This is a genomic window from Mediterraneibacter sp. HA8405 (genome assembly GCF_056148955.1).
This window is the reverse complement of the sequence record NZ_CM148758.1, coordinates 500855-515087: the sequence shown is the minus strand read 5'-3', so window position 1 is coordinate 515087 and position 14233 is coordinate 500855. Positions and strand designations below refer to the sequence as shown.

The following is a 14233-nucleotide window of genomic DNA, read 5'->3' as shown; positions in this document are numbered from 1 at the left end:
AAACAATGGAAGATAATATTTTTGATAAAGTCCATGAAGTCGATCTTAAGAAGACAATGGAAACTTCTTATATAGACTATGCCATGAGCGTTATTGCTTCCCGTGCCCTTCCGGATGTGCGGGACGGGTTAAAGCCGGTGCAGAGAAGAATTCTCTATTCCATGATCGAACTGAACAATGGTCCCGATAAACCGCATCGTAAATGTGCGCGTATTGTCGGTGATACAATGGGTAAATATCATCCTCACGGAGACAGTTCCATTTATGGAGCACTCGTAAATCTGGCCCAGGAATGGTCTACCAGGTATCCTCTGGTGGACGGACACGGAAACTTCGGTTCTGTAGACGGAGACGGGGCTGCGGCAATGCGTTATACAGAGGCGCGCCTCAGCAAAATCTCTATGGAGATGACCGCTGATATTAATAAAAATACCGTAGACTTTACTCCGAACTTTGACGAGACAGAAAAAGAGCCTGTTGTTCTGCCGTCCAGATTTCCGAATCTTCTGGTAAATGGAACATCAGGAATCGCGGTAGGAATGGCTACCAATATTCCTCCTCACAACTTAAAAGAAGTAATCAGTGCTGTTGTTAAAATTATTGACGATCAGATTGATGAAAACGGCGAGACAACAATGGAGGATATACTCCAGATTGTAAAAGGTCCTGATTTCCCCACAGGAGCCGAGATTCTTGGAACAAGAGGAATTGAGGAAGCATACCGCACGGGACGGGGCAAGATCCGTGTCAGAGCTATTACAAATATTGAACCCATGCAGAACGGAAAAAACAGGATTATTGTTACAGAGCTTCCGTTCATGGTGAATAAGGCAAGACTGATTGAAAAAATTGCCGAACTTGTCCGTGATAAAAAGATTGACGGTATTACAGATCTCAGTGATCAGTCCAGCAGAGAAGGTATGCGTATCTGTATTGAACTGCGCCGGGACGCAAATCCGAATGTAATTTTAAATCAGCTTTACAAGCACACACAGCTTCAGGATACATTCGGCGTTATCATGCTTGCGCTTGTAAACAATGAACCAAAGGTAATGAATCTTCTTGAAATGCTTCAGTATTATCTCCAGCATCAGGAAGATGTTGTTACCAGAAGAACAAAATATGATCTCAATAAAGCAGAAGAGAGGGCCCATATACTGGAAGGTCTGCTTATTGCGCTGGATAATATTGACGAAGTAATTAAAATTATCCGCGGTTCCAGAAGCGTACAGATCGCGAAAGATGAGTTAATGAAACGATTTGATCTTTCCGACGCCCAGTCTCAGGCTATCGTAGATATGCGTCTGCGTGCTCTGACAGGTCTGGAAAGAGAAAAGATTGAGGCAGAGTATGCCGAGCTGGAGAAGAAGATCGAAGAGTATAAAGCGATTCTTGCTGACCGGAAACTTCTCCTTGGAGTGATCCGCAAGGAAATACTTCTCATTTCGGAAAAGTACGGCGATGAGAGAAGAACACGAATCGGCTATGATGAGTTTGATATATCGATGGAAGATCTGATCCCGCGGGAAAATGTGGTAATTACCGTCACAAATATGGGATATATCAAGCGGATGAGCATGGATACATTCAAAAGCCAGAACCGCGGCGGAAAAGGAATCAAGGGCATGCAGACCCTTGAAGATGACTTTATCCGTGAACTGTTTATTACAACGAGCCACCATTACATTATGTTCTTTACAAATAAAGGAAGGGTGTACCGGCTGAAAGCCTATGAGATTCCGGAAGCGGGAAGAACAGCCCGCGGAACAGCTGTTATCAATCTTCTTCAGCTGATGCCTGATGAAAAGATTACTGCTACGATCCCGATTTATGAATATGAGGACGGCAAGTATCTGTTTATGGCAACACAGAAAGGCCTTGTGAAAAAGACTCCGATTAAAGAATATATGAATGTGAGAAAGACAGGTCTTGCAGCCATTGTTCTCAGAGAAGATGATCTTCTGATTGAAGTGAAAGTAACAGATAATAATCAGGATATTCTGCTTGTAACAAAATACGGACAGTGTATCAGATTCAGCGAGCAGGATGTACGTTCAACCGGAAGAGTATCCATGGGAGTGCGGGGCATGAATCTTGGAGACAATGATGTGATTGTCGGAATGCAGATAAGCAGCCAGGGAAAGGATATGCTTATTGTATCGGAAAAAGGAATGGGCAAACGTACCGCCATGGATGAGTTTACAAGACAGAACCGCGGCGGAAAAGGTGTAAAATGTTATAAGATAACAGAAAAGACAGGAAATGTTGTTGGTATGAAGGCTGTGGATGAGGACAGCGAGATTATGATTATCAACACAGAAGGAATTGTTATCCGAATGAAGTGTTCTGATATATCTCTGTATGGAAGAATTACTTCCGGGGTAAAACTGATTAATTTACCTGAGAATGAAACAGTTGCCAGCGTTGCGAAAGTAAGAAAAGCTTCTGCTGAAATAGACGGTGAAAAAGTAGAAATATCAGAAGAGTAAAAGAAATAAAAAAATATTTTTTAAAACAAAAAAGAGTTCTGGAATTTTAGTCTGGAACTCTTTTTTGTTTGTGTGGTTTCCAGATAAAGTGAATGTGAATAATTCGATTTAACTGTGAATAAAATATATCAGACTTCAGGAAAAGAGGGATCGTTTTGCAGAATAAAGCAGTCTCAGCGGTGATTAATTTTTTTATCCGGGCAGTTGTAGGCATGGCGCTGATATTTTTTATAAATCAATATGTTCTTCCGGACGATTCTTCAATTAATGTAGGTCTGAACGCAGTCTCTTTTTTGACATCCGGAAGCCTTGGAATTCCTGGGGTGGGACTTCTTTACGGAATTATGTGGTATCAGATTTTGTGACTATTTTACAAAAAACGGCGGATTTTATTTTTGATCTGGACAAAATAAAATCCGCCATTTATAATGCATCTTACACAGCAGACATCAGATGCTGTATCACCTGTTTCATATCGGGATTACAGGTGTGTCAAAGACCGGAGAGGAAAGTCCGGTATCTTTTATTCGTACTGCAGAAGTCGCAGTAAAATCAGAAAATGATAACAGAAGAAAAAGAAAGAATATCTGGTATACATGGAAATTTTGTTATCTGTGACTGCCAGAGAGAATATTCGGAAAGTCTGTTCGGAATTTTTGTGAGAAAGTATTCCGGAAAATATCAGTTTCATATATTTCATGATCTGGAGAAGCTGAAAGTATTTTCACAAACATCGGAAATTCATATTCTTCTGATAGCGGAAGAATATGGTGAAGAACAGATAGAAGAAATAAAAGCCGGGAAAGTATATGTATTGTCGGAAAAAGAAAAAGCCTGTGTCAGAGACGGCATATCTGTTTTCAGATATCAGCCGGCAGGGAAAATTATGGAAACTGTTTTATTCTGTCAGGTTAATCCGGCAAAAAAGGAAAGGCCGAGAATCAGGGATGAGCCGGTACTTAATGGAATTCTTGGAGTATATTCTCCGGTCCACCGTATCGGAAAAACAAAATTCGCTCTTCGTCTCGGAAGTCAGATTGCAGAAAAAAGGCATGCTCTGTATCTTAATCTGGAAGGGTATTCCGGAGAAACCTGTTATTTTCCGGATCATAACGGATACGATATGGGGGATCTTCTGTACTGCGTAAGGCAGGACAGCATGAATCAGGGAATAAAAATCAGTACAATGACAGGGCAGATAAAGGGACTGGATTATATTCTGCCTATGAAAAATGATGTGGATTTCCGTTCAGTAACAGAGGAAGAATGGATCAGTCTGCTGGATGTTATAACTCAAAAGTGTATTTATGACTGTATTATTCTTGATCTGGGCGACAGCATACAGGGATTATATGAGATTCTGAGACAGTGCAGCCGTATTTATACCCCATATATAGAAGAGGAGGCAGCTCTCGCAAAAATGGAACAGTATGAAAAAACTCTGAGAGAGGCCGGCTATACGGATATTTTGAGCCGTACTGTGAAAAGAAAAGTAAGAAAAGTATCAATAAAGCCAGAGAATGACGGATTATCCGGCATACAGGATTTCCACGGCAGAAACGGAGGGTTCTATGAAGCGGACAGAACAGCTTTATGAACAGGTTATGCTGTGTATGGATATGACCAGAGAGACAGGAGAAGAAGAACTTCAGGATATTATCAGAAATGTATTGGACAGAGCTTCATCAGAAGAATATATACCGCTGCAGGAAAAGATCAGAATCAGCAGAGAGCTGTTTAATGCTTTCCGGAGACTGGATATTCTTCAGGATATGATAGAAGACGAAGAAATTACCGAAATAATGGTAAACGGTACAGAAAATATATTTTATGAAAAATCCGGAAGACTGTACCGGTCAGACCGGCGTTTTCTGTCTGAAGAAAGGCTGTTTGACGTGATACAGCAGATTGTAGGAGAGACAAACCGATATGTAAATGAAGCTTCGCCTATTGTAGACGCCAGACTGCAGGACGGATCCAGAGTAAATGCAGTACTGAAGCCAGTGGCTGTAAACGGACCGATTATGACAATAAGAAAGTTCCCGTCAGAAGCCATAACCATGAAAGATCTGGTTTATAAGGAAAGTATTACGGAGGAAGCGTCAGAGTTTATAAAGAAACTTGTAAGTGCTAAATATAATATTTTTGTAAGCGGAGGCACAGGAGCGGGGAAAACCACATTTTTAAACGCTATGTCAGATTATATTCCAAAAGATGAAAGAATTATAACCATTGAAGATAATGCGGAACTTCAGATACAGGGAGTGGATAATCTGGTGAGACTGGAGGCAAGAAATGCAAATCTGGAGGGAGAAGGAGCAGTTACAATACGTGACCTGATCAGAGCCGCGCTGAGAATGCGCCCGGACAGAATTATTGTCGGAGAAGTCAGGGGAGATGAGACGGTCGATATGATTGCTTCCGCCATGCTAAACGGCCACAGCGGTTCTATGTCGACCGGACATGCGAATAATCCCTCAGATATGCTGAATCGTCTTGAAACAATGATGATGATGGGGATTGATCTTCCCCTGCAGGCGATTCAGAGACAGATTGCATCTGCGCTTGACATTATTATTCATCTTGGAAGGCTCAGAGATAAAACAAGAAAAGTTTTAAGTATCGAAGAAGTATTGTCATATTCGGAAGGAAGAATAGAAACAAGTAAATTATATGAGTTTCAGGAGGAGAAAATGGAAAATGAAAAAATTAAAGGATGCCTTGTGAAGGTTAATGAAATCAAAAATAAGGAAAAACTTCTGGCTGCAGGATATAAAGAAATATGAGTATGCTGCCGGAATTATAAGAACTTCATTTATTTTCGGAATGATACTTTTTCTGTTTTATGAGTCTTTTCTTCCGGCTTTCTTCCTTTTTCCGGTATGGATTATATACATGAAGGACTGGGCTGAAGATAAGGCAATGCAGAAAGAACAGCAGTTCAGAAGTCAGTTCCGTGACAGTATCCAGGCAATGGCGGCAGCTCTGAAAGCAGGATATTCTGTGGAAAATGCCATTCGTGAAACGAAAAGGGATATTCTTCCTATGTATGGAAAAGATACCCGGATTATAAAAGAGTATGACAGAATGGTTGTCAGACTGAATATGAACTGTACGGCAGCACAGGTACTGGAAGAATTTTCAGAGAGAGTAAGGCAGGAAGATGTCGGAGATTTCGTCAATGTTTTTGCCGCGGCAAAGATAAGCGGAGGAGACAGCGTAGCAATTATAAGAAATGCAGTTCGTACGATCAGTGAGAAAATCGATACGGAGAAAGAGATTAATACAATTTTAGCGTCCAAAAAACTGGAGTTTAATATAATGTGTGCTGTTCCGTTTATTATTATTTTCTACATGAAAATTACTTTCAGTCAGTTTCTGGAAGTACTTTACGGAACTGCGGCGGGAACGGTTACTATGAGCATATGTCTTGCAGTATACATTTCGGCCTGGCGACTCGGAAGAAAAATGATTCATATTGAAGTATAAAATTTTATCTGAAGCAGCGAAGCGGCTATCCGGTTATGAGCAAACAGCGAAACGGACCGCGAGTATCAGCATGACTTCAGGTAATTCAGGGTAAAAGAAAATGAAAAGAATATTAAAACAGATCAGAAAAAATCCGGTTTACAGAAAGGCAGTAATTGTGGTTTTGTTTTCGTTTTTTCTATTCATTTGTGTGTATATCCGGGATAACAGCAGAAAACTTATGACGGATGAAAACGGGCGTGAGATTATAAAAAGAAGTTCAGAAGCCGGAAAGGAAGAGAGCATAGAACTGAAAGTGAAGGCAGGAGAAGTAGAAGAATCAGTAAGTATTACGGTATCCGGACAGGCATTTGGAGGTGAAGAGCTGAAAAAGAAATTTGAAGAAACTTCAGAAAATCTGGAAAAGCTTATACTCGGAGAAAATGAGGATCTGGATAATGTGCGGGAAGATCTGAACCTTATAACGGAAATACCCGATACAGGAATTTCCGTTACGTGGGAGCTGGATAATTATGAAGTTATGGATATAAGAGGCGGGCTGAGACAGGAAAATCTTATAGAAGAAGGGACTCTTGTAAAACTTACAGCTCTTCTCAGATATGAGGAAGAAAAAGCGGCCTGTGAATTTTATGCCAGAGTATTTCCGCCACGGATGAATTCATCAGAAAAAATGATTCAGAAAATTGAAGAACAGATCAGAAAGAATGATGAGGAAACAAGAACAGAAGAATACCTTCCGCTTCCGGATACAGTGAATGGCATGGATATACAGTGGGAGTATACAGAAAATATAAGATCCTTTGCAATTCTGATTCTGGGAGCAGGAGGAGCCTGTATGCTCTGCATCTCTGACAGGCAGCGCAGGAAAGAAAATGAAAAGCGTAAGATGATTCAGATGAAAACGGATTATCCGCAGATAATCAATAAATTTAATCTTTATATCGGGGCCGGAATGACAGTAAGAAAAGCCTGGTTCTGTATTGCCGGGGATTACGAAAGAGAAAAAAGCAGAACAGGAAAAAAGCAGGCATATGAAGAAATGATATATACCATGCATCAGATACAGGGAGGAACAGCGGAAGGAGAAGCTTACGAAAAGTATGGCGTAAGATGCGGCATTCCCGTTTACCGGAAGTTCGGAACCATGATTTCCCAGAATCTCAGGAAAGGTTCAAAAGGGCTTTCCGATCTGCTGAAAAGAGAAGCTCAGGAAGCCTTTGAAGAAAGAAAAAACCAGGCGAAAAAACAGGGCGAAGAAGCCGGAACGAAACTTATGATCCCGATGTTTATGATGCTGGCCATTGTATTTGTGATAGTTATAGTACCTGCATTTTTCTCAATTCAGATTTAAAAGTGAGGAGGAGATAAATGAAAAAAAATGCGGCAGAGATTAAGGTGAAAATAATCTCAATCAGTGAAAAAATAAAAAGTTTTTTTGTCCGTCACAGAGAGGTGTCGGGAATTACAGTAATTGAGCTTGTTCTAATCCTGGTTATTATTATAGCTCTTCTTCTGATATTTAAAAATCAGCTTATTACACTGATTAATTCTATTTTTGACAAAATTACGTCAGAGAGCTCGGGAATTTGATATGAAAAAGGGCGAAATCACTGTTTATCTGAGTCTGCTTTTTGTACTTCTTATATCGTTTGTTATGGGGGTTCTTGAAGCAGCAATAGTGCAGACAGAAAAAAATATGTGCCGGCTTAAGGCAGACAGAGCTGTATTTTCTGTTTTTGGAGAATACCAGAGGGAACTGCTGAGAGAATATCATGTTTTTGCACTGGAAGGCAGTTATGGGACAGGAGATTTCTCAGAAGAAAATATTTTAAGGCGTATGCATTACTACGGGACGGAAGGCATGGAACATAATACGGCCGGAATACAGTATCTGACGGATAATAAGGGGCAGGCATTCAGAGAACAGGTGACGGCATATATGGAACAGAGATACGGACTCAGTCTTGCGAAAAATTTTGCAGGAATGACGGAAGAATGGAAGGAGCAGAGTTTAGAAGGCGAAAAGATGAGAGAAAAGGAAGAAACTATACTGGAAGATTATAAAAATCTGACAGGGGCAGAAGATCAGAGCTCTCCGGAAGAGCAGACCCCGTTCTCATGCATGGAAACAATTGAAAATTCCGGTATCCTGTCAGTTGCTCTTCCAAAAGATATGAAGATATCAGGAAGAGAGATCAGTCCGGAAAATCAGGTATCCTACAGAAACCTAAGAACAGGATATGGTTCTTTTCCGGCACGGCAGGGGATAGACGGACCGGAAGAAAAGATTCTGTTCAATGAATATATTCTTCAGAAATTCAGTTATGCATCAGAATCTTCGGAGAAAACAGATGAAACCGATAAAACGGAGAAAAAAACAGAGCCTTCTCTTAAATATGAGGTGGAATATATTCTTGCCGGGAAATCTTCAGATAAAGAAAATCTGGAATCAGTCCTTTTTAAGATTTTTCTGATCCGGATGTCTCTTAATTACATATGTCTTCTTGGTGAAAGCTCTCTTAAAGCCCAGGCAGAAGTGATGGCAGCCGTAATATCCATAGTTCTGCTGATGCCGGAGATTGCAGAGCCGTTAAAATATCTGATTCTGCTGGCGTGGGCGGCAGGAGAAAGTATCGTGGATCTGAGAAGCCTGCTTTCAGGAAACAGGGTTCCTCTGACAAAAAATTCAGAAAACTGGCAGCTTCCACTTGGCTCACTTCTTTTGCTTGGATCCGGTTCCGATACAGTTGAAGGAAACGATACGCAGGGAGGCGTGTCTTATAAGGATTATTTGAGAGCGTTCTTATTTCTTGAAAATACAGACAGTGTGTCAATGCGTACACTGGATCGAATCGAAGAAAATCTGAAATCTGTCCATGGTCTGGGTTCCTTTCAGGCTGATCAATGCATATCCAGAATGGAGATAACAACAACAGCGCCTGTCGCGGGAGGCATTTTCTACAGTTTTCCCGTTTATTTCGGATACGAATAAGAAATGTTCTGTTCCCGGTGCAGATGCCCTTTCGTCTTAACCGCATTCCCTCATGCGGAAATAACTCATTCACACCCATTTTTAAGAAAGGAAAATCAGCTGCGATGCAATTTATACAGACGAATAAAAAACAATCCCGATTCAAGAAAGAAAGGGCATCTGCACCGGGAACAGAACCGGAGAAAAAGGGGAGTATTACAATTGAAGCTTCATTTGGAATTCCGATGTTTCTCTTTGCCGTATTATGTCTGATTTATATGATAGAAATTCAGAATATCAGAATCAGTATCCTGAATGCAGCACAAAGTGCGGCAAAGCAGGCAGCGGAAGAAACAGCAGTCATTCCTGTGCTTAATACGTCACGATTTAAGGCGGATATTATTAACAGAATCGGAATTGAACGTGTAGAACAGAGTATTCTGGATGGAGGAACACAGGGGATAGACTGCGGAGGATCGTTTTTTTATCCAGGTACCGGAGAGATGAATATAAAGATAAGATATAAAGTGAGAATTCCTCTTCCTGTTATGGAAAATCCATCTGCAGAATTTTCTGAGGAGTTCAGAATTAATGGCTGGACAGGATATGAAAGCGGAGTGATGGGGGATGAAAATGCGCAGATCGTATACATAACAGAAAGCGGACTGGTTTACCATGAAGATCCTCAGTGTACGTATCTTCAGCTTTCTGTAAGTTTTGTACCTTATACAGGTCTTGCAGATCTGCGGAATGAGGCAGGAGGAATATACAGAAAATGTGAAAAATGTGTTTATGGTCCTCCAATGGCCGGTGTATATATTACAGATACCGGTGGAAAATATCATAATTCAATTAGGTGCAGCGGATTAAAAAGAACAATATACGCGGTAAAAAAATCAGAAGTGACAGGAAGAGGAGGGTGCGCAAGATGTTCTCAATAAAAAACGCGGCAGAATTTGCTGTGGCAAACAGATGGTTTTTGTGTCGTATAGTATTCGCGTTATATTTAGTCATACTGACTGTTATGGATCTGAAAAGGAGAAAACTGAAACTTTCAGTTCTGCTGGCAGGGGGAATATTTATTCCGGCGGGAGTTTTTTGCAGCAGTGGTGTTTCGCCGGTATATCTGGCTGCAGGAGGAGCTGTTGGCGCTGTATTTCTGGGAATCAGCAAAATTACAGAAGAGTCTTTTGGATATGGAGATAGTATTCTGATTCTGATTATGGGATGTTTTATCGGTTTCTGGGATATACTTACTCTCCTTATGGCAGCATTTATGATGGCCGCTGTGTTTTCTCTGGTTCTTCTCATCCGCGGCCGTTTCCGAAGAAAGGATTCGTTTCCCTTTGTTCCGTTTCTTACAGCTGCTTATATCGGAGGGATGGCATTTGGAATTTATTAATTCAGAACATATAGTGTATTGGAAATATTTCAGGGGAAGAATAAAAGGAAAATATGTAAAAGCATCTGCCGTAATAGAAATGTCCTATATCATGCCACTTTTTTTGTCTCTGTTTCTTCTTATTATGTATACTGTATTCTATTATCATGATAAAACAGTGATAAACGGAGCGGCGGCAGAGACAGCTGTTCTGGGAGCACAGCTGGAGAGAAGAAAAGGAACAGCAGATTATGATCTGGAAGAAATATTCAGAGAAAGAACAGAGGGAAAACTGATCTATATGACAGACGTAGATATTACGGTTACAAAAGATGAAAAAGAAATCAGTGTATCTGCAGAAGCACAAAAATCAATAATGAGGCTGAATATCTGTCAGAAAGCTGCAATTGTAAAGCCAGAGGAAAAAATCAGATGGATGAATTAAAAATATCATATGAAAAAGGATGGGACAGTATTTGTATTCATGTGGATATTCCTGTTCCGTATGAAGAAAATTATCAGATGAGGATGATCAGAAATAATACGATTCCTCATCTGTCAGATACAGCGGGAAGCGGAAGAGACGGGACAAGCAGATATACCTTTCGGTCGGAAGGCGGAGAATTAATGGAAGAAAAATACAGATCCGGGGAAATCCATGTGGAAGATGTACTTTCTTTTACAGAACAACTGCTTGAAACGGCTGATATTCTGACAGAGCATATGCTGAATCCTGACAGAATACTTCTTTCCCCTCAGCTGATATTTATAGAAGAAAAAAATGTCAGATTCTGTTATCTGCCTGTGGAAAACAACAGCATTATGGAAGGGCTGGGAGAAGCTTTTCACAGAATGACGGAGTATTTTGTAAGCCGGCTGGACTATAGAGAGACAGAAGGAATTCTTCTTGTATACAGACTTCACAAAGAGACGATGCAGGAAAACTATGATCTGAAAAAGATTCTGGATGAATACAAAAAAGATTTGCATGAACGCAGAGAAGAACAAAAGAAAATAGAGGACGAAACTGATGAAATAAAACAGCAGATCAGTCATAAAATAGAGGAAGAAAGCCGGGGAATTTCTGAAGAATTTATTTTTTTCGCTGATGAAGAAGGGGAAAATTTAAATAATGCAGAAAACAAATACAGTGAAGGCAAGAAAGATTACTGTATCAGAGAAAAAACGTTATCATACGGACCTGTCCGGAAAGTAATTAACAGAATAAAGACAGGGCGGTGGGGAGAGTGGGAAGATCTGATTACTGAAATGGATGGACAGGACAGATAAGGTCATTTATAATGATGCATAAAGTAAATATGAATATATTTATAAAAGCAGAGATTAAGAAAAGAGGATGCATCGTGAGAAAAAAACCGGAAGCAATCTGTACTGTTATTCTTATTGTTGTTAATGTGGCCGTATTTTTATTTTTGTCTGCCCTGGGTCCTACAGAAGATGCTGTTTTTATGCTGAATCACGGAGCTGCGTATGAACCGCTGATTGTACAGGAACATGAATACTACAGGCTTTTTACAAGTATGTTTCTCCATTTTGGAATGTCACATCTGATGAATAATATGGTCCTTTTAGGAGCATTGGGATGGAATCTGGAGCTTGAAACAGGCAGGATAAAATTTCTTATTATTTATCTTGTCAGCGGACTGGGCGGCAATCTTCTTTCCTTATATCATGACTGCAGGCTGCCTCTTAATGAACAGGCTGTTTCAGCAGGAGCATCAGGTGCAATATTCGGACTGATGGGCGCGCTGCTTTATGTAGTGATAGCAAACAGAGGAAGACTTGGCCGCCTGTCAGGCAGAGGGGTACTGGTAATGATCGCGCTCAGCCTTTATTTTGGTCTGACCAGCACAGGTGTTGACAACTGGGCACACATTGGCGGCCTTATATGTGGTTTTATTACTTCTGTTATACTATATCGGCCAGGAAGATCATATGGGAAGAGTTACCGTGAAAACAGTTCCGGTTTTGCGGGAAGATGACGCGGTGATTTTTCCGCCATGTGCTTCTACGATTCTTTTGGAAAGGGAAAGGCCAAGACCTGTTCCGGTTTCTTTCAGAGAGTAAAAGGGTTCAAAGATTCTGTCAAGTTCGTCATCAGGGATACCGCATCCATTATCTGTACAGCGGATTACAACCTGCGAGTTTTCTTTGTCGGCGGATAGAAAGATTGTGCCGTCTTCTTGTACTGCTTCTTTTGCATTTTTGAGAAGGTTTAAGAAGACCTGTTCCAGTTTGATTTTATCACCTGTAAAGTCACCGATTCCAGAAGCAATACGGGAAGAAAAGCGGATCTGCGAATCTTCTGAATCCAGGGAAATAGCAAAGGAGACAGCAATATTTTTCAGTAGTTTTTCAATAGGAAATACGGAATAATGCAGGGAAGTGCTGTTATTATAGGTCGAAAGTTCATTCAGCAGACTGCACATAAACCGGAGATCTTCCATGGTCTGTTTCCAGTTATAGAAATCTTTTACTTCCGGATGCTGAGACTCTATAACCTGAAGAGAAGAAGAAACAAGGGTAAGAGGATTTCTGATCTCATGGGCAATCATAGATACAGTAGTATGATGATTTTCAAGAAGCTGTGTTATGATAGTTTTTGCGTCTTTATTTTCTTCCATTAACCGGTTCATTTTGTTGATATCTATATTTGTAAGCATGGAACTGTCCTCTCTTTCTGTTATAAGTTTTCTTTAGTCCAGTCTAGCATGGAGCAGGACTTGCTTCAATAAAATATGAGCGACAGATTTCGACGGAAAATTTCGACATATTTCAGGCATGGAACAAGATCCGGACAATTAATAGGAAAACTTATTCAGCATGATTAAAGAACTTCTCTTTTTCCAGAAAATGGTCTATACTACTAACAAAAGAATTTATGGAAAAGAGGAAAAAATATGAAAGACAAGGATTGTTTATTCTGTAAAATCGCATCCGGAGAGCTTCCTTCGGCTACGCTTTATGAGGACGAAGATTTCCGGGTTATTCTTGATCTGGGACCGGCATCAAAAGGCCATGCTCTGATTCTTCCGAAAGAGCATTACAGAAACCTGTATGACATTGATGAAAACCTTGCAGCTAAGGCAATAGTCCTGGCAAAGAAAATGGTAACAAAGATGACGGACGTACTTGGATGTGACGGATACAATATTGTACAGAATAATGAAGAACCGGCAGGGCAGACGGTATTTCATTTTCATATTCACCTGATTCCCCGTTATAAAGGGGACAATGTAGGGCTTGGCTGGAATATGGGCAAACTTACAGATGAAGTCAGAGATGAAATATTAGATAAAATGAAATAACCGGAGAAATTATGTTTACAGGTAATCGTGAATTTAACGAGATTTATGAGAAATACAAGAATCTCGTCCTGAAAGCAGCGTATATGTATTCAGGAGATAATAGCGATGCGGCAGAAGACATAACTCAGGATACTTTTCTAAAACTTTATGTAAATTTTGAAGAACTGAAAAGAGGAAACGTACCATCCTGGCTATTCACAACAGCGAAAAATGCGGCGCTCAACTTCAAGAAGAAATCTGCCAGAGAAATTCTGACGGGAGAACAGGAAGATTTTGAATTAAAAGGATCATCCCGTGAAAGTGCAGAAACAGAATACATGGAGAGTGAACTTGAAGATGAGAGAAGCCGTCTGCATGAAAAGATCTTTTCTGGTCTGATGGAGAAAAACCCAAGATGGCATGACGCTATTGTACTTGTGTATTATATGAATATTCCACAGGAAAAAGCAGCTGAAATACTCGGAATGCGTACGCAGGCACTTTACACTATGATTCACAGAGCAAAGAAATGGATCAGGAAAAAGTACGGCGCTGAATATGAGGAAATGAATCGAAAAGGATAGCAGGTGTCCGA

At 40.4% G+C, this 14233-nt stretch carries 16 protein-coding genes; 15 read left to right on the top strand and 1 reads right to left on the bottom strand.

What is annotated here, in order from left to right; genetic code table 11:
• Positions 1-5 precede the first annotated feature (5 nt).
• The 13 genes from gyrA (at position 6) to AC0QUU_RS02365 (ending at position 12333) form a co-directional block, all read left to right on the top strand.
• Positions 6-2489: a DNA gyrase subunit A gene (gyrA, locus tag AC0QUU_RS02425; protein ID WP_474544436.1), complete on the top strand. Its 2484-nt coding sequence runs from the start codon at positions 6-8 to the stop codon at positions 2487-2489.
• 155 nt (positions 2490-2644) lie between these two features.
• Complete coding sequence (locus AC0QUU_RS02420) at positions 2645-2854, top strand: pro-sigmaK processing inhibitor BofA family protein (RefSeq protein ID WP_474544435.1); 210 nt, start codon at positions 2645-2647, stop codon at positions 2852-2854.
• Positions 2855-3147: 293 nt separating this feature from the next.
• The gene (locus AC0QUU_RS02415) at positions 3148-4086 is read left to right on the top strand and encodes a P-loop NTPase family protein (protein ID WP_474544434.1); all 939 of its coding nucleotides are present in this window, start codon (positions 3148-3150) and stop codon (positions 4084-4086) included.
• Positions 4061-5275 (top strand): CpaF family protein, encoded by a 1215-nt coding sequence (locus AC0QUU_RS02410; protein WP_474544433.1) that lies wholly within the window; start codon positions 4061-4063, stop codon positions 5273-5275. The genes AC0QUU_RS02415 and AC0QUU_RS02410 overlap by 26 nt, the downstream gene beginning before the upstream one ends.
• Positions 5276-5315: 40 nt before the next feature.
• Complete coding sequence (locus AC0QUU_RS02405; protein ID WP_474544432.1) at positions 5316-5978, top strand: type II secretion system F family protein; 663 nt, start codon at positions 5316-5318, stop codon at positions 5976-5978.
• Positions 5979-6078: 100 nt separating this feature from the next.
• Complete coding sequence (locus AC0QUU_RS02400) at positions 6079-7329, top strand: type II secretion system F family protein (RefSeq protein ID WP_474544431.1); 1251 nt, start codon at positions 6079-6081, stop codon at positions 7327-7329.
• Between the two features lie 17 nt (positions 7330-7346).
• Positions 7347-7568, top strand: coding sequence for a Flp1 family type IVb pilin (locus AC0QUU_RS02395; protein ID WP_474544430.1), 222 nt, complete (start codon positions 7347-7349; stop codon positions 7566-7568).
• A gap of 1 nt (position 7569) precedes the next feature.
• A complete protein-coding gene (locus AC0QUU_RS02390) occupies positions 7570-8970 on the top strand; it encodes a DUF5702 domain-containing protein (RefSeq protein WP_474544429.1) in 1401 nt (466 codons plus the stop codon).
• Between the two features lie 104 nt (positions 8971-9074).
• Entirely contained in the window at positions 9075-9890 is an 816-nt protein-coding gene (locus AC0QUU_RS02385) for a pilus assembly protein (protein WP_474544428.1), read from the top strand.
• The gene (locus AC0QUU_RS02380; protein ID WP_474544427.1) at positions 9878-10351 is read left to right on the top strand and encodes a prepilin peptidase; all 474 of its coding nucleotides are present in this window, start codon (positions 9878-9880) and stop codon (positions 10349-10351) included. Before AC0QUU_RS02385 ends, AC0QUU_RS02380 begins: the two co-directional genes overlap by 13 nt.
• The gene (locus AC0QUU_RS02375) at positions 10338-10775 is read left to right on the top strand and encodes a TadE family protein (RefSeq protein WP_474544426.1); all 438 of its coding nucleotides are present in this window, start codon (positions 10338-10340) and stop codon (positions 10773-10775) included. Before AC0QUU_RS02380 ends, AC0QUU_RS02375 begins: the two co-directional genes overlap by 14 nt.
• Entirely contained in the window at positions 10763-11620 is an 858-nt protein-coding gene (locus AC0QUU_RS02370; RefSeq protein WP_474544425.1) for a DUF6382 domain-containing protein, read from the top strand. Before AC0QUU_RS02375 ends, AC0QUU_RS02370 begins: the two co-directional genes overlap by 13 nt.
• Before the next feature lie 74 nt (positions 11621-11694).
• Complete coding sequence (locus tag AC0QUU_RS02365) at positions 11695-12333, top strand: rhomboid family intramembrane serine protease (RefSeq protein WP_474544424.1); 639 nt, start codon at positions 11695-11697, stop codon at positions 12331-12333.
• Here AC0QUU_RS02365 and AC0QUU_RS02360 read toward each other — a convergent pair.
• Entirely contained in the window at positions 12283-13014 is a 732-nt protein-coding gene (locus tag AC0QUU_RS02360; RefSeq protein ID WP_474544423.1) for a sensor histidine kinase, read from the bottom strand. The two genes, AC0QUU_RS02365 and AC0QUU_RS02360, sit on opposite strands and share 51 nt — an antisense overlap.
• Positions 13015-13251: 237 nt before the next feature.
• Here AC0QUU_RS02360 and AC0QUU_RS02355 point away from each other — a divergent pair, with 237 nt between their 5' ends.
• Both AC0QUU_RS02355 and AC0QUU_RS02350 read left to right on the top strand, forming a co-directional pair.
• Complete coding sequence (locus AC0QUU_RS02355) at positions 13252-13659, top strand: HIT family protein (protein WP_474544422.1); 408 nt, start codon at positions 13252-13254, stop codon at positions 13657-13659.
• Positions 13660-13670: 11 nt separating this feature from the next.
• Positions 13671-14222, top strand: a complete 552-nt coding sequence (locus AC0QUU_RS02350; RefSeq protein WP_474544421.1) for an RNA polymerase sigma factor — start codon at positions 13671-13673, stop codon at positions 14220-14222.
• Positions 14223-14233 lie beyond the last annotated feature (11 nt).